Here is a 23,445-nt window from a genome sequence, read left to right on the forward strand (position 1 = left end):
CCGCAGCACTAAGCACTAAGCACTAAGCACTAAGCACTAAGCACTAAGCACTAAGCACTAAGCACTAAGCACTAAGCACTAAGCACTAAGCACTAAAGCATAGGGCGCCAGGCCTTCTAAGTGCAAAAGAAAAAAGGCAAGGTGCAATACATGCCCTTGCCTTTTTTCATCAGAATCACAAGACCGCAAACCAGCTAAAAACAACTGTATCTGCGGCCCATGACATCAAACCAAAACGTCTATCACGCCTTGGCGTCCTGCTCATAGCGACGGAACACCAGCTTGTCCTCGCTGGACAGCTCTGGCTGGAATACATACCCTTCGCGATCAAACGCCTTCAAGCCTTCAACCGTCTGAATCCGCTTGTCGATTACAAAGCGCGCCATCAAACCACGGGCTTTTTTGGCATAGAAACTGATAATTTTCCAGACGCCATTTTTCTCGTCCTGGAACACGCACTGCACCACACGGGCGCGTAGGGCTTTCTGATCTACCGCCTTGAAGTATTCTTCCGAAGCCAGATTCAACACAATAGGCTTGGCCTCGCCTTCCTGACGCTCGTTCAGATAGTTGGCAATGCGGCTACCCCAGTAAGCGTACAAATTCGCCCCACCGGGATTCTTCAAGCGAGTCCCCATTTCCAGACGGTAAGGACGCATGAGATCCAACGGACGCAATGCCCCGTACAAGCCGCTCAGAATCACAATGTGATCCTGAGTCCACTTCAGCTCCTTATCCGACAAATCAGTGGCTGCCATGCCTTCATAGACATCGCCATTGAACGCCAGAATGGCCTGCCGCGCATTGGAGCGGTCAAATTTGGGCTCCCATTCCTGGTAGCGCTGCACATTCAGGCGCGCCAGATCGTCGCTCAGCTTCATCAAGCCTGCAATATCCTGCTCGGACTGAGTGCGCAAAATATCAATCAAGCCTTGCGCCTGCTCCACAAACAGAGGCTGAGTTTCCAGTTCCGTGCGTACAGGGGAATCGTAATCCAGCTTTTTCGCTGGCGAGAGCAATAACAACATGCGCCTACATCCTTTCTATCCAAACAGATAAAGGGCCAAGCCCTTTATCTGTTTCATCTACAAAATACGTTCTGACAGCAATTAACGAGCCGTCCAGCCACCATCCAGACTTAGCGTCGTACCCGTCATTTGATCTGCTGCGGGAGACGACAAGAACACAGCGGCACCACCCAATTGCTCAGGAGTCACAAACTGCAGGGACGGCTGTTTCTCGGCCAGCAACTCGCGAGCGGCAGCTTCAATATCAATGCCTTTTTGCTGACTGATGGCTTCAATCTGTTTTTCTACCAAAGGCGTACGTACCCAGCCTGGGCAGATTGCATTGCAAGTAATACCCTTGCCCGCATTTTCCAGCGCCGTCACCTTGGTCAGACCCACAACGCCGTGCTTGGCAGCTACATAAGCCGATTTATTCACCGATGCCACCAGGCCATGAGCCGAAGCGATATTGATGATGCGCCCCCAACCCTGCTTTTGCATGATGGGCAAGGCAGCGGCTGTGCCGTGGAAGACAGCCGACAGGTTCAGGGCAATGATGGCGTTCCATTTATCAACCGGGAACTCTTCAATGGGTGCGGTGTACTGAATACCTGCGTTATTGACCAGAATATCCAGACCGCCCAAAGCTTCTGCCGCCTTGGCAACAAAGTCACGGGTCGCCTGTGCATCGCTCAAGTCTGCATTCAGATAATAGGCTTTGACACCAAACTTGGACTCCAGCGTGCTGCGCTCGCGTTCGATATCTTCAGGCTGACCAAAACCGTTGATCACCACATCTGCACCTGCTTTTGCCAATTCGGTGGCCATGGCCAGACCGATACCACTGGTCGATCCTGTTACGACCGCTTTTTTACCTTTCAGCATAGATACCTCGTGAGTATTGACAACAGAGAACTGAAACCCCAAGTGTACTCGCCGCCCCGCACTGCCGGGAAATGCAAGGAGCTACTTTTGTCCGGGATCATGAAGGTTTGCCAAGTAAGGCGAGACTGTCTTGAGTGGAATTCAGCAGCATTACCTGCCATGGTCCTGGGTCACACTGAAAAAAGCCTGGATCAGACAGGCATAACAGGCCAAGCATCCATAATCAGAAGCCGCAGGCGCTTTCACCTTAACGCGCTTATATGACAAAACAGCACACCCGGACACAGGGATGTAGATGGGGCGAGGAACCCTAGCAGAAAACAAAAAAGCCCTTGAATAATCAAGGGCTTTTAAAATTCCAGATGGCGGACAGGGTGGGATTCGAACCCACGGTACGCTTGCACGTACGCCTGATTTCGAGTCAGGTACATTCGACCACTCTGCCACCTGTCCGCGATTGCTTATATGGTTACAAGCAAGCCCATAAATATAGATGAAAGAACACACTTTGACAAGCACTAAAGACGCATAGCACTTCCTGTTGATGCGGCTGTTTTGTGATGAACTCACTCCTTCAGCCCAAAGAATTCTTTTCAATCAGGGGTTTACCCTCTATTTTGGCCTATTTCGCTTGTTCGCCCTGTTTCGCAAGCCTATATTGGAAGCACACATTAACGCATCGCAGCCCTGCCCTTTTTGGGCAGTCCTTGTAATTCCAGTGCAGCTTGCTGGACTTGATAAAAGGAATTGTCATGCAAACCTTCCAATGGATTATCGACGCCAACGGCGACGGCATATACAGCCTGAATGAGATTCTCCAGACGCTACGCTGGGCTTTTCGTGTACCAGGCAGCCTGGTAGTTGAGACCCTGGGCTCTATCCCGGTCCTGTCTGATGTATTACGCATCCAGGCCTCTGATGCGACGGGTTACGCTTCACTGCGAGGTGGGCTGGTCAGTATTCTGTCGCTGTTCTTCTGGGCCGGACTCTGTCTCTGGTTTTTGGAAGTCAACTCCAAGCCACGTGCAGAGCCTCCACAGCGCAACGCACGCCACACGCCACACCTGAACAAGCAACTGGATTCAGTGCACGGTCGACAGCTACACGCCAATTACAACCGTCGCCCTATCCGCCATCGTCAGGTTGAACGTCATACCTTTTAAATCCATCCATGCACCTCCCCTGTCCCATCAGGCAGGGGGAAACATGTGTTAAGAAAGGTAAACCCCTGGCATAGCTCATACGAGCCATGTTGCGTTTGGAAGTGCTTTGCCAGGATTACCTAACGTTTGGGCTACATGTTTTGGGCAACAATCGCTGCAGCTAGAGTCACGAGAGGTGCAGCATATGAAAAAGCTACTATTAGCCGGTTTGATGGTCTTGGGCACCAGCACTGCTTACGCTGGTGGTGTGAATGTCGACATTAATGTGGGCATTCCTGGCATTGGGTACGGGCCTATCTACTATCCTCCGGCACAAATTATTGAACGCCCGGTTTACGTGGCCCCGCCACCGGTGGTGTACCACCCTCCACGGTATGTCTATCGTCCTGGTTACGTGGAATATGGTCGCTCCAACAAGGAATGGCGCAAAGAGCAGCGACGCGCTCACAAGCGCTGGCGTAAGCATCGGGATCGCGACTGGGATGACTGATCAATCTGTAGTAATCCGACAATGAAAAATGGCTGAGGACCATGACGGTCATCAGCCATTTTTTGCATTCAGCCAGTCGCTTTACTGCGCAGGCACCAGACGCTCCAGACCGCCCATATAAGGACGCAGGGCTTTAGGCACAATCACGCTGCCATCTTCTTGCTGATGGTTTTCCAGCACGGCAACCAGGGCACGACCTACGGCCAGACCCGAACCATTCAGCGTGTGCACAAACTCGGGGCGTGCTTTGCTGTCAGCACGGAAACGCGCTTGCAGACGACGGGCCTGGAAAGCCTCGCAGTTCGATACCGAGGAAATCTCGCGGAAGGTATCCTGAGCAGGCAACCACACTTCCAGATCGTAGGTTTTAGCGGCAGAAAAGCCCATATCGCCGGTACACAACTGCACCACGCGGTATGGCAGCTCCAGAGCCTGCAAAACGTGCTCGGCGTGACCAACCATGGACTCCAGCGCTTCGTAGGATTGTTCAGGGTGAACGATCTGCACCATTTCTACTTTGTCGAACTGGTGCTGACGGATCACACCACGCGTATCGCGGCCACCGCTGCCCGCTTCCGAACGGAAGCAAGGCGAATGAGCTGTCAAGCGCATAGGCAGGGCATCACCAGCCAGAATCTCGTCGCGCACCATCCCTGTCAGACTGATCTCGGAGGTGGAGATCAGGTACAGATCTTCTGGCTTGGATTCAGCGGGATCAGCAGATTCGTTTTCCTGACCGCCCTTGGTCACCCAGAACATATCGTCCTTGAACTTGGGCAACTGGCCCGTACCGTACAAGGTAGACGCGTTCACGATATAAGGGGTGTAGCACTCGGTGTAGCCGTGCTCTTCCACCTGGGTGTCCAGCATGAACTGGGCCAGAGCGCGGTGAAGACGAGCCAGAGGGCCACGCAGAACCATGAAACGGGCGCCAGCCAGCTTGCGGGCTGCTTCAAAATCCAGGCCAAACTGTTCGCCCAGATCCACGTGGTCACGTGGCTCAAAGGTGATGTGCGCAGGCTTGCCCTGATCATCTTTAGGACCGGGAATCCAGCGGCGCACTTCGACGTTATCCTCTTCGGACTCGCCCACTGGCACGCTTTCGTGCGGCAAGTTAGGGATGGTGGCGAACCAGGAAGACAGCTCGGACTGCACTTGCGACAAATCCTGCTCCAACTGCTTCAGGCGCACGGGAATTTGCTGGGATTGAGCCAATGCCTCGCTGGCGTCTTCGCCCTTGGACTTGAGCTGACCGATGCGTTTGGCCAGTGCATTGCGCTCGGCCTGCAAGGTTTCAGTTTCCACCTGCACTGCCTTGCGGCGGGCTTCCAACTGCTGGAAACGCTCGGTGTCAAATTGCACGCCACGTTTCGCCAAGCCCTGTACCAGCGGCTCCAAGTCTTTGCGTAATTGGTTCAGATCTAACATTTAATAGCCATATAGGTGATGGTTCAATCCCGATTGATCTGGTGATTTTAACCACAAGCCACTGCAAGCGCAGCACGGCACAAACAGTGGAGACAGATCGGGAAATACGGAGGGTGACAGGCCAAGCATCGGCCTGCCCTGTCTTAGGTATCTTTTTTACCGGCCTGCTCGTCCAGTTGGCGCAAGCGGTCCATTTTTTCAGCAATCTTGATTTCCAGGCCACGCGGCACAGGCTGATACCAATGCGGATCAGGAATCCCGTCTGGCAAATAGGTCTCACCAGCGGCGTAGGCATTGGGCTCGTCGTGGGCATAGCGATACGCATGACCGTGACCCAGCTCTTTCATCAGCTTGGTTGGGGCGTTACGCAAATGCACGGGTACTTCGCGGCTTTTATCCTGTTTCACAAAGGCTCGGGCCTGGTTGTACGCCATATAGCCAGCATTACTCTTGGCAGCTATCGCCAGATAAATCACGGCCTGCCCTAAGGCCAGCTCGCCCTCCGGGCTACCCAGGCGCTCGAAGGTCAAGGCGGCATCGTTAGCGATTTGCATGGCACGCGGGTCGGCGAGACCAATATCTTCCCAAGCCATACGAATGATACGGCGCGACAAATAGCGGGCATCCGCTCCGCCATCCAGCATGCGAGTCAGCCAATACAAGGCGGCGTCCGGGTTGGAGCCACGCACCGATTTATGCAGGGCAGAAATCTGGTCGTAGAAATTATCGCCCCCCTTGTCAAAACGCCTGGAATTCGAAGTCAGCGCATTTTGCAGAAAATCGGTGGTGACGAGTGCCGTTCCCGAAGTCTTGGCAGCGGTATTGGTTTGCTCCAACAGATTCAGAAAGCGACGCGCGTCTCCATCGGCATAGCCCACCAGGGTTTCAACGGCTTGATCCTCAAACTCCAAGCCTTCCAGGGCGTTTTGCTCTTGTACGCGGCGCAGCAACAGCTTTAGCTCGTCGTCCGTCAGGGACTTGAGCACATAGACCTGCGCCCGCGACAGCAAGGCGGAATTCACCTCGAAAGACGGGTTTTCCGTTGTGGCACCAATAAAAGTCACCAGCCCGCTTTCTGCGTACGGCAAGAGCGCATCCTGCTGGGACTTGTTGAACCGATGAATCTCATCCACAAACAGGATGGTGTGCTTGCCCATGGCCAGGTTCTGCTGAGCCTGCTCCATGGCTGCACGAATATCTTTCACACCCGAAAACACAGCAGACAAGGCGATGAACTCGCACTCGAAGGCGCTGGCTGTCAGCCGTGCCAAGGTGGTTTTACCCACGCCGGGTGGCCCCCAGAAAATCATGGAGTGCGGTTTGCCAGACTGGAAAGCCAAACGTAGTGGCTTGCCCTCGCCCAGCAAATGAGACTGCCCCACCACCTGATCCAGGGTCTTGGGGCGCAAGGCTTCGGCTAAAGGTGCGGAGGGTTCTTGAGCGAACAAATCACGCATGGCGATCGCCCTTCCTAAAATGGCAAGACCTGGCCAAACGAGCCAGGTCTGTATTGAAAACTTGATTTGCTGGAGTCAGCAAGAGGCTGACCCCGGCTATCTCTGCGCAAGAACTGATTGCGCCTCAAGGCATGGAGACAACATCAACCCCGGCAGGTGCCTTGAAGGTAAAAGTGCCCAAGGTAATACGGGGATTAGGGTCCAGATTGGTGAAGTCGATATAGGTCGTTTGCCCAAACGAATCCTGCAATTCCAGACGACGCGGCTCACGGCCCTTGAAGCCGATATCCACGTAAGAGAAACCTGCATCGCTTTGCAAAGGCGTTGCCCGTATCCACTCCAACCCGTCTCGTGCATCTTGCTCAACCAGACGGAAGGACTCTTCCAGATTGCCCGTACCAAACAAGATCGCAGCAGGCGAAGCGCCGATGGATTGATCCACACCGCGCTCAGTGACTTGAGCCAGATCCGGGTCGTATTGGTAAAGCACCTTGCCGTCCGACACGATCAACTGCTCATAAGGCCGTTGCACATGCCATTTGAACTGGCCGGGGCGCTGAAACACGAATTGCCCGGATTGCGGTGCCCCTTTGGACTGACCGTTGCTGTCAACTGTACGCTGGGAGAACTCTCCCTTGGCAGCGCTCACATCCTGCACAAACGAGCGCAATTGTTCGCTGGCCGAAACGGCCATGGCCAAGGCAGGTGTAGCGGCCAGCAACATGCTGGCCAGTAGTGTCTTAATCTTCATCTTTGGCACCTCCTGCGGGGACCAGAATTTCGCGGTTACCGTTAGGCTGCATGGCCGATACCAGACCGGCCTGCTCCATTTGCTCCAGCAGTCGGGCTGCCCGGTTGTAACCGATACGCAAATGACGCTGCACCGAGGAAATCGAGGCGCGACGATTCTTGATAATGACCTGAACAGCCTGGTCATACAGCGGGTCCGCTTCAGCATCTGCCATGCCGGTCGCCGGGTTGACGCCATCAGCCGATTCGCCTTCGACAGCACCTTCCAGCAGGCCCTCGATGTAATCAGGCTCGCCATGTTCTTTCAGATGCTCGACCACACGATGAACTTCCTCATCGCTGACAAAAGCGCCATGCACCCGTTTGGGCAAGCCTGTACCGGGAGGCAGATAAAGCATATCGCCCATGCCCAGCAAGGTTTCCGCCCCCATCTGATCCAGAATGGTGCGCGAGTCGATCTTGGAGGACACCTGGAAAGCGATACGGGTCGGAATGTTCGCCTTGATCAGACCCGTAATTACGTCCACGCTAGGACGCTGCGTAGCCAGAATCAGGTGGATACCAGCCGCACGGGCCTTCTGGGCCAAACGGGCAATCAACTCTTCGATCTTCTTGCCCTGCACCATCATCAGGTCAGCCAGCTCGTCAATGATGACAACGATCATGGGCAGAACGGACAGTGGCTCGGGAGCATCCGGCGTCAAGGAGAAAGGATTGGGGATAGGCTCTTCACGCTTTTGCGCTTCGCGTATCTTGGCGTTGTAACCGGCCAGATTGCGCACACCCAGCTTGCTCATCAGGCGGTAGCGTTTTTCCATTTCGGCTACACACCAGTTCAAAGCGTTGGATGCCAAACGCATATCCGTGACCACCGGTGCCAGCAAATGAGGGATGCCTTCATAGACACTCATTTCCAGCATCTTGGGGTCGATCAGGATCAGGCGCACATCGGCCGGGTCTGCCTTGTAGAGCAGCGACAGAATCATGGCGTTGATCCCCACCGACTTACCGGAACCAGTGGTACCAGCGACCAGCAGGTGAGGCATTTTGGCCAAATCCGCCACCACAGGCTTACCCGCAATGTCCTTGCCCAAAGCCATGGTCAGTAAGGAGGCGCTGCTGTGATAAGTCTGGGAGCCAACGATCTCCTCCAGGCGTACCATTTGGCGGCGGGGATTAGGCAGTTCCAGACCCATCAGGTTCTTACCGGGAATCGTCTCGACCACACGAATGCTGACCAGACTCAAGGCACGGGCCAGGTCTTTAGCCAGATTCACGATCTGGCTACCTTTGACACCCGTAGCTGGCTCGATCTCGTAACGCGTAATCACAGGACCGGCCTGAGCCGCCACTACCGTTACAGCAACACCGAAGTCGGACAATTTCTTTTCAATCAGGCGCGAGGTGAATTCAATCGTTTCCTGCGACACGGTCTCTACATTGTCTGTAACCGGGTCCAGCAAGGATAAAGGAGGCAAATCGCCCGCCTCTCCTGCCTGACGCGGTGCCTTGAACAGCGTCTGCTGCTTTTCTTTCTCGACACGCTCGGACTTGGGCACAGCCACAAAAGCCGGTTCGATACGCACCGGCTGCTCGTGAACCAGTTGTTCCTGTTTGGCCACCACGCTTTCTGTACGCTCGGCACGTTTGACCTCGCCCACACGACGATCCTGACGGGCCGACCACAACGTCATCACGCGGCGAATCGCCCCCTCGATGAAACCACCCAGGCGTTCAGCCAGCGTCAGCCAGGAGAAACCGAAGAACAAACTGGCTCCACCGGCGAGCAGTCCCATCAGCACCAACGTAGCGCCACCAAAGCCTATGGAAGTTACTAATAGTTGCGATAATAATTGGCCTAACTGCCCGCCAGCTCCCGCTGGGAGCTGCCATTGCTGGCCCAGATCTTTAAAAAACAGCGATTCCAGGCCCATGCTGCCCAGAAACAAAAAGAAAAAGCCTATGCCAATTTCCCAACGCACCCGAGGCAGAACGTCCTCGTTTTTGGTGCTGGGCAGCAACAAGGCTGTCAGACGATAAAAGCCCACGGCGACGCGCTGCACCAGCAGCACCACCCAAAGCCAGGCCGTCAGACCAAATAGAAACAAGAGAAAATCGGCGATGTGGGCACCAAAAATGCCCCCGCCGTTTTGGGTCAGCCCCGAATGCACGGAATGCGACCAGCCGGGATCGCCCGGGTCCCAGGTCGCCAGTACCAGACCAAGCCAGGCCGCCAGGGCAGCGAAGATAATCCACCGTGCTTCGCGCAGCAGTCCTGTCAGGCGCTGCTGCAGGGCAGAAGGCCCATTGCGCACATTTTTGGATGACCGGGACGAACGAGGGGATGTTGCAGGTATTCTTGCCATGGACTCATTATAATTGGAGATCGTCTTTTTCGGATTTTCTGTGATGTCGACTACTAAGCACGCAAAAGTACTCATTCTGGGCTCAGGCCCGGCCGGCTATACCGCAGCGATCTACGCAGCCCGCGCCAACCTCAACCCCGTCTTGGTCACTGGCATGGAGCAAGGTGGCCAACTGATGACCACCACGGATGTAGATAACTGGCCAGCCGATGCCCAAGGTGTCCAGGGACCTGATCTTATGGCACGTTTCCAGGCTCATGCGGAACGATTCGAAACAGAATTAATCTTTGACATGGTGTCTTCGGTTGATCTGTCCACCCGCCCCCTGACCCTGAATGGGGATAGTGGCACAGTCTACACCTGCGATTCGCTGATTATTGCGACAGGCGCCTCGGCTCAGTACCTGGGTCTGCCAACAGAGCAGGAATTCATGGGCCGTGGTGTGTCCGGCTGCGCAACGTGTGACGGTTTCTTCTACAAGAACCAGGACGTGGCCGTGGTCGGTGGTGGCAATACCGCCGTGGAAGAAGCCCTGTACCTGTCCAATATTTGCAAGACAGTGACCTTGATTCATCGTCGCGATACCTTCCGCTCCGAGCCCATCCTGACCGACAAGCTGATGGATCGCGTCCAGAACGGCAATATCCGCCTGAAACTGCACAGCGAATTGCAAGAAGTGCTGGGTGATGCTTCTGGCGTAACCGGTGTGCGCATCATCAATAACCAGACCCAGGCCACTGAAGACCTGGCCGTGACCGGCGCCTTTATCGCCATCGGCCACAAGCCCAACACCGGGATCTTTGAAGGCAAGCTGGATATGCACGACGGCTACATCACCACCCGTAGCGGTCTGAAAGGCATGGCCACCATGACTTCCGTTCCCGGCGTGTTTGCCGCGGGCGACGTGCAAGACAATATCTACCGTCAGGCCATCACCAGCGCAGCCAGCGGTTGCATGGCTGCGCTGGACGCACAGCGCTGGTTGGATGAAAACAAGTAAGCCCAAAGCAGTAGGCCGTAGCCTGGCAGACCTGAAGAAGTTGCAAGGTCAGGTCCGCCAGGATCTCAATCCGCCCGCTGCCCCCGCCCGTCCCCAAGCTCGCAAGCGTCCCCGCCCGCCAGACCCCGGTGGCAAGCCAGCCAAACAGGCTCCTGCCAGCAACACCGCAGCGACCGAAGACCCTGTTTCTTTATTGGACCCCAGCGATAGAGCCTGGCTACGCCAGTCCCTGCGCGATGTCGCTCCTTTAAAAAAACGTGGCCAAACCACGGTGATGAGCCGCCCGGCAGCCAGCCCGGAACAGTTGGAACAACGCCGTCGCCACGCCGTGGGTGCGCCCATCAATGCGCCTGCCCTGCCGCAAGCCTCGGATCAGTATGTCAGCGTGCAAGGCGAAACCAACGATCTCCGACACCTGCGCCCCGGCTGTGGCACTGATGTGTTGCGTGACCTGGAGCGCAACCGTTGGCCGATTGAGTCCAGCCTGGACTTGCACGGTTCCGATCTGGAACAGGCCCGCGAACGCCTGGATAATTTTCTACGCTCCTGTCTGGAGCATGGTGTGCGCTGTGTACGCATTGTCCATGGCACGGGCTACGGCTCGCGCAATGGCGAACCGGTCTTGCGTCATGCCGTGCGTCGCTGGTTGACCCAGTTGCCCAGCGTTCTGGCTTATATGGAATGCGCGCCCAATGAGGGTGGGCAAGGTGCCGTCAAACTGGTGCTGCAAGCCATGTCCGAACCCGGTGTTTGATTTTTTTCATTGGGTACAGACGTAAAAAAGGCCAGCTTTCGCTGGCCTTTTTTTTGTTGTTGTTATGTTGTACTGCCTATTGCTTTTATAATAGTGACCGTTTTATTTCGGTCTTTATTGCCCAGCTTTGCGGGGCTATGTCTCCTCACCTGCATGAAACGTATTGTGCCCCATTTATAAAGCTGTCACACTTAGGGAATGCACTGATACCCGCATGGTAAGAAAACGTCAGATGCAGCAGACACAGCCCATTACGCGGCTGACTCGCCCAAAGCCTTCACGGCACGCTTCAAAAACACCTGCATTTCTTTCTCTGCCTGTTTATCGCCCTGCTCCTGGGCAATCTCCAAACCCTGCTCCAGAATTTCCTTGGCCTGTTTGAATTGCTCCAGGTTCACCAGCACCCGGCCCAACAGCTTCCAGGCAGCGGTGTAACGCGGATTCATTTCCACGGCTTTAGACAAATGCTCGCGAGCCGCTTCCAGATCGCCTTCACCCATACATGCATTACCCAGACCAAAGCGCAGCAAGGCATTATCCTTGCCTGCAGCCAGTAGTTTTTCCAATCCTTCGCGCATAATCCGTACCTTTGAAAACGAAGCGAGGCTTGATCATGCTGCTCTCACACAAAACCACGCAGCGACAAGCCTGAACAGCTTGATGACTATTGAACGGTATAGCCATAAACCATTGAGCTTGGTTTTGTACCACGGAATATCAAAGGGCGGCCTTAGCAGGCCAGGCTCTGTATGCCCATTCCCCGCTGTTGCCGCCCTTGCCGGGGTTTCAGGCCAGATCGCCCTGCAATACACCTTTGCTGACCACTTCCCGGCCATCCAGGCTGACCGTGCAATTGCGCATTGGATAGTCAAAGTGGCAATCGGAGAAACGGCCTGCCGCAGGATTCGCACCGGTCGAAAAGAGGAAGTTGCCTGCAAAGGCGCGCAGTTCTGTGCCATTGGTATCGCGCTTGTCATACATGGCCAAGGAATCCCAACGAGCTGCCGGTGCCATGCCCCAGCCTACGTGGCTGACCGCATAAGCATCTTTATCATTCCAGCTTGCATAGTAAGAGCGGATCAAATCAGCATCCACGCCCTTACCCTCAATGGCTACAACGTAATCATTTTCGATACGCAGCGTGACAGCCGATTCCAGATAGCGCTTGAAGGTCAGATTCACATCCCCACTATCCAGCACCAAGGTGCCATTTACACTGCCATTGCTGGGATAGCAAATGCACAAGCCAGCAGGCCAATAACCAAAGCTGCCCGGTTTATCCGCAATACCCGCGCTACCACGGCCAATCACACCCGCCAAGCTGACCGTCAAATCTGTACCGGCCTCGGAATGAATGTGCATGACGCTGGCATCCGTAATCAGCTTGCCGCCAATATCGCATTTGCCTTGCAGGTAGGGACTGGGTTTGACCCGCTCCAGAATCTCGGGATGTTCGTCGCTGATCATCATGATGCGGGCACCTTTGGCCAGCAGTGCCGCACGTTCAGGCGAATGCAGCAGCCCCTCTACCGTGCAGTCCACAATAAACTGGCTCCCTGCCAAAGCCTGAACAATCGGGTCCATGCCTTCCAGAGCCAGGGAAGTCCCGGTAGAGCGCAAAGCGATATTGCTTTTCAAACGTGGGGAGACCAGTTTGACATGGCATACCCGTGCACCCATTTGCGTCAGGGCCAACTCGGCCAGCTCGGCCAGTACCGAGCGCGATTGCGTCTCGGACAGCACCACCGCCATTTCGCCGGGCTGCACCTTGCACAGTCCAAACACCTCTACAAAGTCAGCAATCCACTTGCCTTCAATATGTTCACGCAACATCTCACTACTCCTTGAAAACTCAAAAAGGCGCTGCGCGGCTATTCCAGCCAGGCAGCGCCCGTATCTATCGTCTTAGTCGTGCAGATCCTTACCCTTGGTCTCGGGTGAGGCAATGGTGGCCCACAAAGCCAGGACACACAGACCAATCAAGTACCAGTCAAAGACCTGCTTTTGATTGATGGAGTGCAGCCAAGCTTGCAGATAGGGAGCCGTCCCACCCGTCAAAGCCCCGGCGACCGAATACGGCAAGCCCATGGCGACCGCACGAATACGGGTCGGAAACTGCTCGGGGAAAAAGGCGGGCATGATGGCGGTGGGTGCCGAGATCAAGAGCATGCCGCCTGCCATGAACACCACCAGACGCCAGATCTCGCCTTGGCCGCCTGTCAGCACCATCGTCAGCGGAATAATGCTGATGATTGAGCCGATGGAAAAAAAGTACCAGTTCGCCTTGCGTCCAAAACGATCTGAAAACGCTCCCCAGAAAATCAGGCACAAGATCAGGAACAGATTGGCTCCCACCCCCACCCACATAACCTTGGCGGCAGGCATGCCCAGAGAAGTAATGGCAAAGGTAGGGGCCATAATTGCCCACACGTAATACAACACCGTGCCGCCTGCTGATAAGGCAAAAACCCGCAAGCAAGCACTACGGTATTTCCAGACCTCGGCCCAGAACACGCGCGCACCAGGACGTGCCGTTTTGCCCGACGCTTTCGCTGCAGCCTGACGGGCTTTGAACATGGGGGTTTCATCCAGCTTTCTGCGCAGATACAGCGCATATACCCCCAAGGCACCACCCAGGACAAAAGGAACTCGCCAGGCCCAGGCCCGGACTACATCCTCGCCCAGCATGCTGGTCAGGCAGGCACTGAGCAGAACGGCGGCCAGCACCCCTATCGTGACAAAGACAAAAACGGATGAGGACCACAGCCCACGCTTGTGAGCGGGCGCCATTTCGGTGACATAGGTAAAGGAAGAAACCACCTCCCCGCCGTGACCAATCCCTTGCAGCAAACGCCCCATCAACAAGAACAGAGCGGCAATCGGGCCAACCATGTCATAAGTAGGTGCAATACCAATCACCAGACTGCCCAGGGCTGTCACCAGCATGGACAAAGTCATGGTGAAACGTCGCCCTTTGCGGTCCGCCAGCCAGCCAAAAAAGATGCCTCCCAGCGGGCGCATGAAAAAGCCCACGGCAAACACCGCCAGCGTGCCCAGCAAGGCTGCCAGCGGGTCCTCACTATGAAAAAACTGCTTGGCAAAATAGGCGGCAAAAATCGAATACGCCGTCCAGTCGTACCACTCCAGGGCGTTACCCGCCCCAACCCCCAAAATAACGCGTCGACGCTGCGCAGCAGTCATGGGCTGCTCGCGCAAAGATGATGTATGTGCGTCCAAGAGATGTCCCCTTCACTGTGGTTTTATTTATTACGTTTTGTTTTTTGTTTTTGATCCGGCGGCCTAGGCCACCAACTGCGTGAAACGAGAACGATGAAAGATCAATGGCGAGATTTCGCGTTCGATCTGCACATCGTGAATAAGCAACTGCACGGCATCATGGTCCCCGGCTGGATGCACCTGAAACACGCTGCAATCGAACCAGACAGATGCCCCTTGTAGATGGACGGCGCCCTCCTCGGTCAACTCGACCTCGATATCGCTAAAGCGGCTGTCCTTGTCAGGCCCAGCCAACTGGCGGCAAATGGCCGCATGTTCAGCACTCAAAATAGACACCCCCAGACGCGAGGCGCGTGACAGCAACGCCCAGGTCGAGGAACTTTTCTGCACAAAAAAGGCGGCCAAGGGTGGATCCAGCGACACCCCTACGGAAAAACTGGACGCAACAATGACTTGCGGCTTGCCATCGAGCACCGCCGCAATAGCAGCCACCCCTGATGGAAAGTGTCCGAAGGCTTCGCGTACCGCCCTGGCTCCCAACCCAATACTGTTTTCTTTCATGACGATGCCTCTGCTCGGACGTTAAAAATTCAAAACCCAACAATGAGGCGAGCCTGATTTCACCCCGCTCGCTTGGCCTCAATTTTGTTTCGATCGTCATTTATTTGCAATAAGAAAATCAGCAATCAATACTAATATCTGCTAATTTTAGGTGTTAACCCTATGAAAATCCGTCGTTTTAAAAGCTATAGGCCTATACAATTTATCTAAAATTTATTGCGTATTCAGTTCTGTCATTATTTATTTGCAATAAAATATCAAATCAACAAAAGCCCGAACCATGACAACAAGACCTATCCCCAACGAGAAGGACAGCATGTATCTACATATCGTTTTGATGGCACCCCACGCCCCTGCCAGCCCGGAGCTGGCACTCAAGCTGGATCACGCCTTTATCCGCATACGCCAGGAGTGTCCAGGCATAGAGCGCTTTGAGTGGGTGCCGAATTTGTCGCGCAGCTCTGCGCGCTACAGCCATGCCCTGCTGTCTGTATTCCGCACTCAGGAAGCTCTGGATGCTTACAGAGAGAGCGATGCTCATCAGGCCATGCTGGATGCCATCGCCCCACATATTCAGGACATCGTGGTGTTGGACAGCGTGCTGGAGGAAAACCTGCCCTGAAAGGCCATGCCGCAGTCCTGTCGTACAAGACGTAACAAGCCTCGAATGCGGCCACGCTAGCGCCGCCGGGGCACGCACGGTAAAATGGCCCGCTACAAACCTACTATCAAAAATGGGTAGCGATCAGCCCCTCCACCGGAAAACAGAATGAAAGCAAGCGTCGCGATTGATGAGTTCATCGCCAGCCGAGACCATGGCGAGCACGAGCAACTTGCCCCGCACCACTACATTCTGACGCTCTACGGCCTGTTCGCCCGTCCCACGGGTGTCATCATCCCCGTCGCCAGCGTAGTGCAACTACTGGCTGATCTGGGCGCAGAGCCATCCAGTGTCCGATCCGCCATTTCCCGATTGAAGAAAAAAGGCGTGCTGGTCAGCCAGCAAGCAGCATCAGGCAAAGGCTATGCCTTGGCTGATGAGCTGGAACCGCATATGCAAGCCGGGGACGAGCGGATTTTTTCTTCGCCCTCCATGAACATTCGCGACCCCTGGCTGCTGGTATCTTTCTCCGTTCCTGAAAGCGAGCGCCAGAACCGTCACAAGATTCGTACCGGCTTGGCCCGCATGGGTTTTGGTACGGTGAATGCGGGCCTGTATATAGGCCCGGCGCGCTTGCAGGCAGAAGCTGTCGAATATATACGCGAGCACCAGCTTTGGCCCTACATCGAGCTCTTCACCTGCGAACCCAGTGGCCTGAGCGATATTCAGGAAAAGATTTCCCGCTGGTGGAATTGGGACAAGCTGGCCAATGAGTACCAGTCCTTCCTGAACTCGTATCAGCACGAGGTTGAAGTCTGGCAAACCGCTTTGCGCCAGGGCACGGGCGACCCTCTGGAAGCCTTCCGACTCTATATGCCCATGGTGACACGCTGGCGCCGACTGCCCTTTCTGGATCCTGGCCTGGCACCTGAACTATTGCCAGACAACTGGGTTGGCAATACCGCCCGCAAATTGTTTGGTGATTTGCATAGACTGCTTAGCCCTTTGTGCGCGCAACACGTGCAGCAGGCCATTCCAAACTGGAAGGCCCGCGGCACGGAATAAGCCCGCTCCTTTCGTTACGCCCCTGCAAAGCGAGCGATGTCGCCCATCAATTTCTGGGCGACACGCTCAAACTGCTCCTGCGTCACCCCCTGCATCATGGGCGCATCCTGCCAGGCCTGGAAGTTGCCAAACTGGAACGGCAAATCAAAACAATGCCCGCTGAACACCGCATCAAGCGGGCTTTGTTCCGTAAAATCATTCCAAACCACAGAGCGCCCCGCTGCCCTCAGGCTGGCCGCATACTGCGTAGGAAAACGCTGAAACTGCAACCAGGACGAGGCTGCCACAACTTGCTGATACGGCGTCAGACCCGACTCTGCTCCCTGATACACCCCATTTCGCAGCAGACTGGCGGGCAAATCTTCCACAGGCCATACACCCAAAGCCTGATCCACCTGCTCTTGCGTCGCCTGCCGGTGAAAAGGCACATCAAAAAAGAACACCGAGGACTCTTGGGCAGTACAGCGCAAATACACCGCCTGTGCATGACAGGCTTGCGCCGCCCAGTCAGGATTCAATAAATCCGGTGGCATCCCGGCACTGGCCACCGGCAAGAATGCCGAAGGAGCATGAGCCAAACGTGGCGGCTCTTTGTCCAGGGCCATCATGCCGTGCTGCATCAAGGTATCGACATCCGCCGTCAGCCATTGATCACCCAGGCTATGTCGCACGCGTTCCGTGGTTTTTCTTTGCTGCTCGGGCGACCACGGCGTGCGTGTTCCCATGCTGAGTAAAGCCACACGATCAACCCAGCCTCGTGTGGACTCCAGCACGCTGAGCAAATGCGCATACCAACCACCTGCCGATTGCCCCATCAAGGTAATCTTGTCCGGGTCGCCTCCAAAAGCATGAATACGATCCTTCACCCATTGCAGCGCCAGGAGCAGGTCTGCTGCAGGCAAAGGCAAGTCGTCCGCTTGTGCATCACCCAAGTGCCCCAAGGCACCCAGACGGTAATTCACATTGACCACCACCATGCCCTGCGCTGCCAGGCGAGTGCCGTCATACCAATCCAAAGAAGCGCCCCCACTCACCCAAGCACCGCCGTGGATAAAGAACAGCACGGGCAGACCTTGCGCTTGGGCGGGTGCCCACACATTCAAAAAATACGCGTCTTCAGATTGCGGATTGGCACTGCCTGCGCCCATGACCGCAGCAAGGCGGCTGGGGCGCTGCGGAAATAAAGGCACCTGATCCAGTGATGCCGCTGCCACCCGCCCCGTCGCCGTCTGCGCCACTTCAAAACGACGCGTGCCTTGGGCGTAACGCAGGCCATACCAAGCCTGCACCTCTACGCCATCGGCACGACAACGACGCGAGGGAGCATTGATCAGCAATGTCGCCGTCATGGCTTAGAGCTTGTTGGAAATATAAGGTGTGCCAGTCATGCCATTACCGTGCAACTCATACCCCATAGGCGCGGTAATCGAGGCATGGCGAGTACCTGTATTAATGTCCCGCCACATACGGCCCAGCAGACTGTTTTCCGCGAAGGAGGCCGTGCCATGCAACCAGCACAGATTGTTCACCGCATCCACCAGTTCGTGTCCAGCATGACCGATCCCGGCGCGATGGCGGGCGCGCAACTCCAAGGGCATGGGCACTGTGCCAGAGGCAGTAGCATCAACCTGTGCAGCAGCGCGCTCCAGCAGTAAACGGGCACCATCAATCTGGATACTGGCCGTGCCCAGGTTCTGCACAAACGCTCCCGAATCCGACTGTTTCTTGTAATGGGTATAAGTAATGCCGCGCTTGCCACTGACGCCACTGGTGAAATCCACGGCGGCTTGAGCTGCACCCAAAGAGGGAGCCTGAATACATGTAGACATGGTCAGGTGTGGCGTCAAACGACGACCAAATGTGGCCAAGGGATCCTGCTCCTGCACATCCCCCATCAACTGCTGAAACGTGATCAGGCGCTCTTTGGGCACCCACAGGTTTTCAGCCACCATAGTGTTGGAGCCCGAACCGCGCATGCCGATGGTGTACCAGGTGTCCTGAATTTCAAACTCATCACGACGCATCAGCACAAAGCCTACGGTAGGCTCGACCAGCTCGCTTTCCTTGATGAACAAAATCCCCAGCGCCCAGTCCGAGTGATTGCTGTTCGAGGCAAAAGGCCACTTGCCCGTAATGCGCCAGCCATCGCCATCCGGCGTTGCCGTGCCTTGCGGCTGGGCAAAAATGGACGCGGCACGGATAGGGCCATCTGCAAACACCTCATCCAGCATCGCATCGCTAAAGCGGTTGGCCAGCATGACCGAGCCATTCGAGATCACCACACACCAGGCGGCCGCCGGATCGTAATAGCCCACAGCGCTGGCGCACTGCAAGAGCATATCCGCCCCACCCTCGTAACCGCCGTAGCGCTTCAAGGTCGAAATACGCCAGGCCCCGGTGGTTTCCAAAGCCTGAACCGCCTCATCCGACAACATGCGATTACGGTCAGCCTGAGGGGCCAGCTCACGTAGTAGCGGGCCGATTTCGTGGATACGCTCCAGAATCCCCTCGGTCTCCTGACGGGATGGTGCCTGGGTAACGGTGACCCGCTCGCGCTCGGCGACCAATGTAGCTCCTGTGATAGTCATAACTGCTCCTTAGAATTATTTGATATGGCAAATTTATAGCTATCGTCAGTTAATCGCAATATCAATAATTATGGAAACCGTAAAAAGCACTTGTTTTATTGGATTTATTCGGGTTTTCACCTAGCAAAAACCATACATCCCTCTTATTTTTAATTGCATAAAACTAACGATCAACAATAATTTGAGCGTAAAACCATAAGAAAAAGACAGGAGCAGAACAGCCCACCAAAGCATGAGACGAAAAAAAACCGCCGACCCTAAGGTCGGCGGTTTCTCATGTAGAGAACCGGCTTTAACAGCCTGTTTTCATTACATGTTTTCGATCATGACATCGCCAAAGCCGGAGCAGGACACTTGAGTAGCGCCTTCCATCAGACGGGCAAAGTCATACGTCACTTTACGCGAGGTGATGGATTTTTCCATGCTGGAGATGATCAGATCAGCAGCTTCGGTCCAGCCCATGTGACGCAGCATCATTTCGGCGGACAGAATCAGCGAACCTGGGTTCACGTAGTCTTTGCCAGCGTACTTGGGAGCTGTACCGTGGGTAGCTTCGAACATGGCCACGGAGTCGGACAGGTTGGCGCCGGGGGCGATACCAATACCACCCACTTGAGCAGCCAGAGCGTCGGAGATGTAGTCGCCGTTCAGGTTCAGTGTGGCGATAACGTCGTACTCGGCAGGACGCAGCAGGATCTGTTGCAAGAAGGCGTCAGCAATCGAATCCTTGACGATGATCTCGCGACCAGTCTTGGGATTCTTGAATTTGCACCATGGGCCGCCGTCAATCAATTCAGCGCCGAATTCTTTTTGAGCCAGTTCGTAAGCCCAATCACGGAAGCCACCTTCGGTGAACTTCATGATGTTGCCCTTGTGCACGATGGTCACGGAAGAGCGATCGTTGTCGATGGCGTACTGGATGGCCTTGCGAACCAGGCGCTCGGTACCTTCGCGGGACACAGGCTTGACACCGATACCGGAGGTATTGGGAAAGCGGATCTTGTTCACGCCCAGGGTGTTTTGCAGGAAGTCGATCAGCTTCTTGGCGCTTTCGGACTCAGCAGCAAATTCGATACCAGCGTAAATGTCTTCGGAGTTCTCGCGGAAAATGACCATTTCGGTCTTTTCTGGCTCACGCACAGGCGAAGGAACACCTTTGAAGTAGCGCACTGGGCGCAGGCAGACGTACAGGTCCAGTTGCTGACGCAGGGCCACGTTCAGGGAACGGATGCCACCGCCAACGGGAGTCGTCAGAGGGCCTTTGATGGATACGACGTAGTCTTTAACGGCATCCAGAGTTTCTTCTGGCAGCCACACGTCGGAACCGTACACCTTGGTGGATTTTTCACCGGCGAACACTTCCATCCATTCGATCTTGCGCTTGCCAGCGTAAGCTTTGGCAACAGCAGCGTCGACCACTTTGATCATGACTGGCGAAATATCCACGCCCGTACCATCACCCTCGATGTAAGGAATAATGGGTTGATCGGGAACATTCAGGGAAAAATCCGCGTTAACTGTAATTTTCTGCCCCGACGCGGGGATCTTGATATGCTGATAGGACATGGATGCTCCAGTTGTGCTCCAATATTAGGGATAGCTAAACACGGAACGCTTTTGCGTTTCCGAAGTCTTATATAAGAGTTTAACTTAATTCGCGCGTATTCAGGCACCTGTAAACTCAAAGCTTGCCAAAAATCCTTGCATTCTTGACAACTTATCCATTCTACACGGCCCTGATTGTGGCTTGCATCAGCCTCCCGCCCCCACAGACCAGCGTAAAATGCGTGCCGTAGATTCGCATTTTCTGACTATTTTTTCTCGACTCCACCATGTTCAACCCCTCTCGCGAGCAGGTTCGCCAATTTTTCATTGAAGCTTGGGACAAGCACCAAAGTGGTCACCTGCTGACCGCCCTGGAAACCATGGCGGTGGATCTGGTGCAACAGCACCCCGAATACCACGAAGACCTGCGCAACACCGACGCCGTCAACCAGGACTACTCGGTTGAGCAAGGGCGCAGCAATCCCTTTTTGCATTTGTCCATGCATCTGGCCATCAATGAACAGTTGTCCATTGACCAGCCACCGGGTATCAAGGGTGCCTATCAGCGCCTATTGGCCAGACACGAGCCACACGCCGCCGCGCACATCATCATGGAAGCGCTGGGCGAGGTGATCTGGGAGGCGCAGCGTCTGGGCACACCGCTGAACAACGAGCGTTATATCGAATTGATTTTGCGCCACAGCACGCGTGACTAAGGCCGCGCACGGCCTTATTTTCTGTTGCTCAAGGGCCCGGGCTGGCGCGACAGCCAGACAGAAATACTGTCAATATCGGCCTGACTCATGGTGTTGGCCATCGCCCCCATCACCGCATTTTTACGGATATTGGCCGTGGCGGGCGCTCCCGCCTGACCACGCTGATACGCCATCAAGGCCTGCCGCAGATAATCTGCATGCTGGCCTGCCAGAATGGGGTATTCAGGATTAAGCGGCGTTTTGGCATCCTCGCCATGACAGGATGCGCAATTCAGATTCTTCCAGGCTTCTGCGCCGATTTTGGCCAGATCTTCTGCGGCCATCGCCTGCGTTGCCACGCTGGCCACCAGCCCCATTGCCATCAGCAATACTGCTTTTTTCATAGGTGCCTCCCCGTCCTTAAGGTTTGCTGCCCGCGTAATACGCGGCAATATCCGCCATGTCCTGTTCAGACAGGCTCAGCGCAATGGCTTGCATGGTGGGGAAGGTTCGGGCGCCGCTGGCATATTCCTTAAGCGCCGCTTCAATATAAGCGGCCCCTTGCCCGGCAATCATGGGGACGTGATAGACCTCTGGAAAGCTTGCCTTGTAACCGGGCAAGCCATGACAGCCTATACACATGGAGACCTTGTCGCGCGCCGCCTCGGGATTGGCCTTGATTGGCTCGGAATCCTGCGCCTGAGCTGCTGACAGTAGACAGGAGCTTGAGGCCAGAAGAAAGAAAGAGACATACCGCTTCATTTGCAACTTCATCATCGCTATTCGCTTTGTCGTGGAGTTGAAAACGGTCCGGGTCAGGCTCTGCGTCTATTGCAGCAAAGGGGGAATCAACGCGATACCTGGCTCTGTGATGCTGACCGACGAGTACTGAGTCGATTGTATGATAATTGCCAAGGATGACTGATACTAGTATTTATACCCGAGTTTCTATTCTTGACAGATCAACATTTTAAGTACAAGTTTGAGCCGACTTATGACTACTGCGACCCGTTTTGAAGGCACCGATCAATACGTTGCCACTGATGATTTGAAGCTGGCTGTCAACGCCGCCCTGACACTGCAACGCCCTTTGTTGATCAAAGGTGAGCCCGGTACCGGTAAAACCTTGCTGGCGATAGAAGTGGCCCGCGCACTGGGCCGCCCCCTGCTGCAATGGCACATCAAGTCCACCACTAAAGCGCACCAGGGCCTGTATGAATATGACGCTGTCTCGCGTCTGCGCGATTCCCAGTTGGGCGATGAAAAAGTCCGCGATATTGGCAACTACATTGTTCAAGGCACCCTGTGGCAAGCCTTCGAGTCCGACGAACCCACCGTGGTGCTGATCGACGAAATCGACAAGGCTGATATCGAATTCCCCAATGACCTGCTACAAGAGCTGGACCGCATGGAGTTTCATGTGTACGAGACTCGTCAGACTGTTACCGCGCGTCATCGCCCCTTGATCATCATTACGTCCAATAACGAAAAAGATCTGCCCGACGCCTTCTTGCGCCGCTGTTTCTTCCATTACATTCGCTTCCCCGAGCGCGAGACCATGGAACAGATTGTGGCCGTGCACTACCCCAATCTGCGCAGCGATATTCTGTCCAGCGCTCTGGACACCTTCTTTGCCCTGCGCGATGTCCCTGGCCTGAAAAAGAAACCCTCCACCTCGGAATTTCTGGACTGGCTGCGTCTGCTGCTGGCCAACGACATTCCTGCCGATGCGCTGCACGAACTGGACGAAGGCCTGCCCCCCATGGCCGGTGCCCTGCTGAAAAACGAACAGGACTTGTCCTTGATGCAGCGTCTGGCCGCCATGAGCCAACGCAGCCAGCGTCGGAGCTGAT

The 23,445-nt window shown here is 55.1% G+C and carries 23 protein-coding genes and 1 tRNA gene; 8 read left to right on the forward strand and 16 right to left on the reverse strand.

Annotated features, from left to right (window positions below; translation table 11 throughout):
- Positions 1-242 precede the first annotated feature (242 nt).
- The 3 genes from yaaA to OSH09_RS16600 all read right to left on the reverse strand — a co-directional run bounded on the left by yaaA (position 243) and on the right by OSH09_RS16600 (position 2,345).
- Complete coding sequence (yaaA, locus tag OSH09_RS16590; RefSeq protein ID WP_266121599.1) at positions 243-1,028, reverse strand: peroxide stress protein YaaA; 786 nt, start codon at positions 1,026-1,028, stop codon at positions 243-245.
- A gap of 81 nt (positions 1,029-1,109) precedes the next feature.
- A complete protein-coding gene (locus OSH09_RS16595; RefSeq protein WP_207875432.1) occupies positions 1,110-1,892 on the reverse strand; it encodes a 3-hydroxybutyrate dehydrogenase in 783 nt (260 codons plus the stop codon).
- A 363-nt stretch (positions 1,893-2,255) separates the two neighbouring features.
- Positions 2,256-2,345: transfer RNA gene (locus OSH09_RS16600), tRNA-Ser, on the reverse strand.
- A 299-nt stretch (positions 2,346-2,644) separates the two neighbouring features.
- On the opposite strand from OSH09_RS16600, the gene OSH09_RS16605 reads away from it, so the two are divergent.
- Both OSH09_RS16605 and OSH09_RS16610 read left to right on the forward strand, forming a co-directional pair.
- Positions 2,645-3,055: a hypothetical protein gene (locus tag OSH09_RS16605; protein ID WP_207875433.1), complete on the forward strand. Its 411-nt coding sequence runs from the start codon at positions 2,645-2,647 to the stop codon at positions 3,053-3,055.
- Between the two features lie 184 nt (positions 3,056-3,239).
- Complete coding sequence (locus OSH09_RS16610; RefSeq protein ID WP_207875434.1) at positions 3,240-3,545, forward strand: hypothetical protein; 306 nt, start codon at positions 3,240-3,242, stop codon at positions 3,543-3,545.
- Positions 3,546-3,626: 81 nt separating this feature from the next.
- Here OSH09_RS16610 and serS read toward each other — a convergent pair whose 3' ends face one another.
- The 4 genes from serS to OSH09_RS16630 form a co-directional block, all read right to left on the reverse strand.
- Positions 3,627-4,973, reverse strand: a complete 1,347-nt coding sequence (gene serS, locus OSH09_RS16615; protein ID WP_207875435.1) for a serine--tRNA ligase — start codon at positions 4,971-4,973, stop codon at positions 3,627-3,629.
- Positions 4,974-5,116: 143 nt separating this feature from the next.
- Positions 5,117-6,430: a replication-associated recombination protein A gene (locus tag OSH09_RS16620; RefSeq protein ID WP_266121600.1), complete on the reverse strand. Its 1,314-nt coding sequence runs from the start codon at positions 6,428-6,430 to the stop codon at positions 5,117-5,119.
- Positions 6,431-6,554: 124 nt separating this feature from the next.
- Positions 6,555-7,181 carry an outer membrane lipoprotein chaperone LolA gene (lolA, locus tag OSH09_RS16625; RefSeq protein ID WP_266121601.1) on the reverse strand — a complete coding sequence of 209 codons (627 nt, stop codon included), beginning with the start codon at positions 7,179-7,181 and terminating at the stop codon, positions 6,555-6,557.
- On the reverse strand, positions 7,171-9,546 hold the full coding sequence (locus OSH09_RS16630; protein ID WP_266121602.1) for a DNA translocase FtsK: 2,376 nt from the start codon (positions 9,544-9,546) through the stop codon (positions 7,171-7,173). Before OSH09_RS16630 ends, lolA begins: the two co-directional genes overlap by 11 nt.
- Before the next feature lie 43 nt (positions 9,547-9,589).
- Between OSH09_RS16630 and trxB the strand changes: the two genes are divergently transcribed.
- Positions 9,590-10,546: a thioredoxin-disulfide reductase gene (trxB, locus tag OSH09_RS16635; RefSeq protein ID WP_063691263.1), complete on the forward strand. Its 957-nt coding sequence runs from the start codon at positions 9,590-9,592 to the stop codon at positions 10,544-10,546.
- Positions 10,533-11,300 carry a Smr/MutS family protein gene (locus OSH09_RS16640; protein ID WP_266121603.1) on the forward strand — a complete coding sequence of 256 codons (768 nt, stop codon included), beginning with the start codon at positions 10,533-10,535 and terminating at the stop codon, positions 11,298-11,300. The genes trxB and OSH09_RS16640 overlap by 14 nt, the downstream gene beginning before the upstream one ends.
- A gap of 251 nt (positions 11,301-11,551) precedes the next feature.
- Here OSH09_RS16640 and OSH09_RS16645 read toward each other — a convergent pair whose 3' ends face one another.
- The 4 genes from OSH09_RS16645 to OSH09_RS16660 form a co-directional block, all read right to left on the reverse strand.
- Positions 11,552-11,878 (reverse strand): tetratricopeptide repeat protein, encoded by a 327-nt coding sequence (locus tag OSH09_RS16645; protein ID WP_207875440.1) that lies wholly within the window; start codon positions 11,876-11,878, stop codon positions 11,552-11,554.
- A 208-nt stretch (positions 11,879-12,086) separates the two neighbouring features.
- A complete protein-coding gene (locus OSH09_RS16650; RefSeq protein WP_207875441.1) occupies positions 12,087-13,133 on the reverse strand; it encodes a M29 family metallopeptidase in 1,047 nt (348 codons plus the stop codon).
- 72 nt (positions 13,134-13,205) lie between these two features.
- Entirely contained in the window at positions 13,206-14,537 is a 1,332-nt protein-coding gene (locus OSH09_RS16655) for an MFS transporter (RefSeq protein WP_222666885.1), read from the reverse strand.
- A gap of 63 nt (positions 14,538-14,600) precedes the next feature.
- On the reverse strand, positions 14,601-15,098 hold the full coding sequence (locus tag OSH09_RS16660; protein WP_207875442.1) for a flavin reductase family protein: 498 nt from the start codon (positions 15,096-15,098) through the stop codon (positions 14,601-14,603).
- A gap of 316 nt (positions 15,099-15,414) precedes the next feature.
- Here OSH09_RS16660 and OSH09_RS16665 point away from each other — a divergent pair, with 316 nt between their 5' ends.
- Positions 15,415-15,720, forward strand: coding sequence for a Dabb family protein (locus OSH09_RS16665; RefSeq protein WP_266121604.1), 306 nt, complete (start codon positions 15,415-15,417; stop codon positions 15,718-15,720).
- A 147-nt stretch (positions 15,721-15,867) separates the two neighbouring features.
- Positions 15,868-16,764, forward strand: a complete 897-nt coding sequence (locus tag OSH09_RS16670; RefSeq protein WP_207875444.1) for a PaaX family transcriptional regulator — start codon at positions 15,868-15,870, stop codon at positions 16,762-16,764.
- 14 nt (positions 16,765-16,778) lie between these two features.
- On the opposite strand, the gene OSH09_RS16675 is transcribed toward OSH09_RS16670, so the two are convergent.
- From OSH09_RS16675 to icd, 3 genes are all read right to left on the reverse strand, one after another.
- Entirely contained in the window at positions 16,779-18,113 is a 1,335-nt protein-coding gene (locus OSH09_RS16675; protein ID WP_266121605.1) for a carboxylesterase family protein, read from the reverse strand.
- 3 nt (positions 18,114-18,116) lie between these two features.
- Positions 18,117-19,352 (reverse strand): acyl-CoA dehydrogenase family protein, encoded by a 1,236-nt coding sequence (locus tag OSH09_RS16680; protein WP_266121606.1) that lies wholly within the window; start codon positions 19,350-19,352, stop codon positions 18,117-18,119.
- Positions 19,353-19,661: 309 nt separating this feature from the next.
- Positions 19,662-20,918, reverse strand: coding sequence for an NADP-dependent isocitrate dehydrogenase (gene icd, locus OSH09_RS16685; protein WP_153230705.1), 1,257 nt, complete (start codon positions 20,916-20,918; stop codon positions 19,662-19,664).
- 266 nt (positions 20,919-21,184) lie between these two features.
- On the opposite strand from icd, the gene OSH09_RS16690 reads away from it, so the two are divergent.
- On the forward strand, positions 21,185-21,613 hold the full coding sequence (locus OSH09_RS16690) for a DUF1841 family protein (RefSeq protein WP_222666881.1): 429 nt from the start codon (positions 21,185-21,187) through the stop codon (positions 21,611-21,613).
- Positions 21,614-21,627: 14 nt separating this feature from the next.
- Here the strand turns inward: OSH09_RS16690 and OSH09_RS16695 are convergent, their stop codons facing one another.
- Complete coding sequence (locus OSH09_RS16695; RefSeq protein WP_266121607.1) at positions 21,628-21,996, reverse strand: c-type cytochrome; 369 nt, start codon at positions 21,994-21,996, stop codon at positions 21,628-21,630.
- A gap of 16 nt (positions 21,997-22,012) precedes the next feature.
- A complete protein-coding gene (locus tag OSH09_RS16700) occupies positions 22,013-22,366 on the reverse strand; it encodes a c-type cytochrome (protein WP_376912135.1) in 354 nt (117 codons plus the stop codon).
- Between the two features lie 220 nt (positions 22,367-22,586).
- Between OSH09_RS16700 and OSH09_RS16705 the strand changes: the two genes are divergently transcribed.
- Positions 22,587-23,444, forward strand: a complete 858-nt coding sequence (locus tag OSH09_RS16705) for an AAA family ATPase (protein WP_207875449.1) — start codon at positions 22,587-22,589, stop codon at positions 23,442-23,444.
- Position 23,445 lies beyond the last annotated feature (1 nt).

This window comes from Alcaligenes parafaecalis (assembly GCF_026344135.1).
Classification (GTDB): Bacteria; Pseudomonadota; Gammaproteobacteria; order Burkholderiales; family Burkholderiaceae_B; genus Alcaligenes; species Alcaligenes parafaecalis.

Coding starts and splice junctions, on each gene's coding strand:
- yaaA (WP_266121599.1), bottom strand. CDS start 1,028: ATGTTGTTATTGCTCTCGCCAGCGAAAAAGCTGGATTACGATTCCCCT.
- OSH09_RS16595 (WP_207875432.1), bottom strand. CDS start 1,892: ATGCTGAAAGGTAAAAAAGCGGTCGTAACAGGATCGACCAGTGGTATC.
- OSH09_RS16605 (WP_207875433.1), top strand. CDS start 2,645: ATGCAAACCTTCCAATGGATTATCGACGCCAACGGCGACGGCATATAC.
- OSH09_RS16610 (WP_207875434.1), top strand. CDS start 3,240: ATGAAAAAGCTACTATTAGCCGGTTTGATGGTCTTGGGCACCAGCACT.
- serS (WP_207875435.1), bottom strand. CDS start 4,973: ATGTTAGATCTGAACCAATTACGCAAAGACTTGGAGCCGCTGGTACAG.
- OSH09_RS16620 (WP_266121600.1), bottom strand. CDS start 6,430: ATGCGTGATTTGTTCGCTCAAGAACCCTCCGCACCTTTAGCCGAAGCC.
- lolA (WP_266121601.1), bottom strand. CDS start 7,181: ATGAAGATTAAGACACTACTGGCCAGCATGTTGCTGGCCGCTACACCT.
- OSH09_RS16630 (WP_266121602.1), bottom strand. CDS start 9,546: ATGGCAAGAATACCTGCAACATCCCCTCGTTCGTCCCGGTCATCCAAA.
- trxB (WP_063691263.1), top strand. CDS start 9,590: ATGTCGACTACTAAGCACGCAAAAGTACTCATTCTGGGCTCAGGCCCG.
- OSH09_RS16640 (WP_266121603.1), top strand. CDS start 10,533: ATGAAAACAAGTAAGCCCAAAGCAGTAGGCCGTAGCCTGGCAGACCTG.
- OSH09_RS16645 (WP_207875440.1), bottom strand. CDS start 11,878: ATGCGCGAAGGATTGGAAAAACTACTGGCTGCAGGCAAGGATAATGCC.
- OSH09_RS16650 (WP_207875441.1), bottom strand. CDS start 13,133: ATGTTGCGTGAACATATTGAAGGCAAGTGGATTGCTGACTTTGTAGAG.
- OSH09_RS16660 (WP_207875442.1), bottom strand. CDS start 15,098: ATGAAAGAAAACAGTATTGGGTTGGGAGCCAGGGCGGTACGCGAAGCC.
- OSH09_RS16665 (WP_266121604.1), top strand. CDS start 15,415: ATGTATCTACATATCGTTTTGATGGCACCCCACGCCCCTGCCAGCCCG.
- OSH09_RS16670 (WP_207875444.1), top strand. CDS start 15,868: ATGAAAGCAAGCGTCGCGATTGATGAGTTCATCGCCAGCCGAGACCAT.
- OSH09_RS16675 (WP_266121605.1), bottom strand. CDS start 18,113: ATGACGGCGACATTGCTGATCAATGCTCCCTCGCGTCGTTGTCGTGCC.
- OSH09_RS16680 (WP_266121606.1), bottom strand. CDS start 19,352: ATGACTATCACAGGAGCTACATTGGTCGCCGAGCGCGAGCGGGTCACC.
- icd (WP_153230705.1), bottom strand. CDS start 20,918: ATGTCCTATCAGCATATCAAGATCCCCGCGTCGGGGCAGAAAATTACA.
- OSH09_RS16690 (WP_222666881.1), top strand. CDS start 21,185: ATGTTCAACCCCTCTCGCGAGCAGGTTCGCCAATTTTTCATTGAAGCT.
- OSH09_RS16695 (WP_266121607.1), bottom strand. CDS start 21,996: ATGAAAAAAGCAGTATTGCTGATGGCAATGGGGCTGGTGGCCAGCGTG.
- OSH09_RS16700 (WP_376912135.1), bottom strand. CDS start 22,366: ATGAAGTTGCAAATGAAGCGGTATGTCTCTTTCTTTCTTCTGGCCTCA.
- OSH09_RS16705 (WP_207875449.1), top strand. CDS start 22,587: ATGACTACTGCGACCCGTTTTGAAGGCACCGATCAATACGTTGCCACT.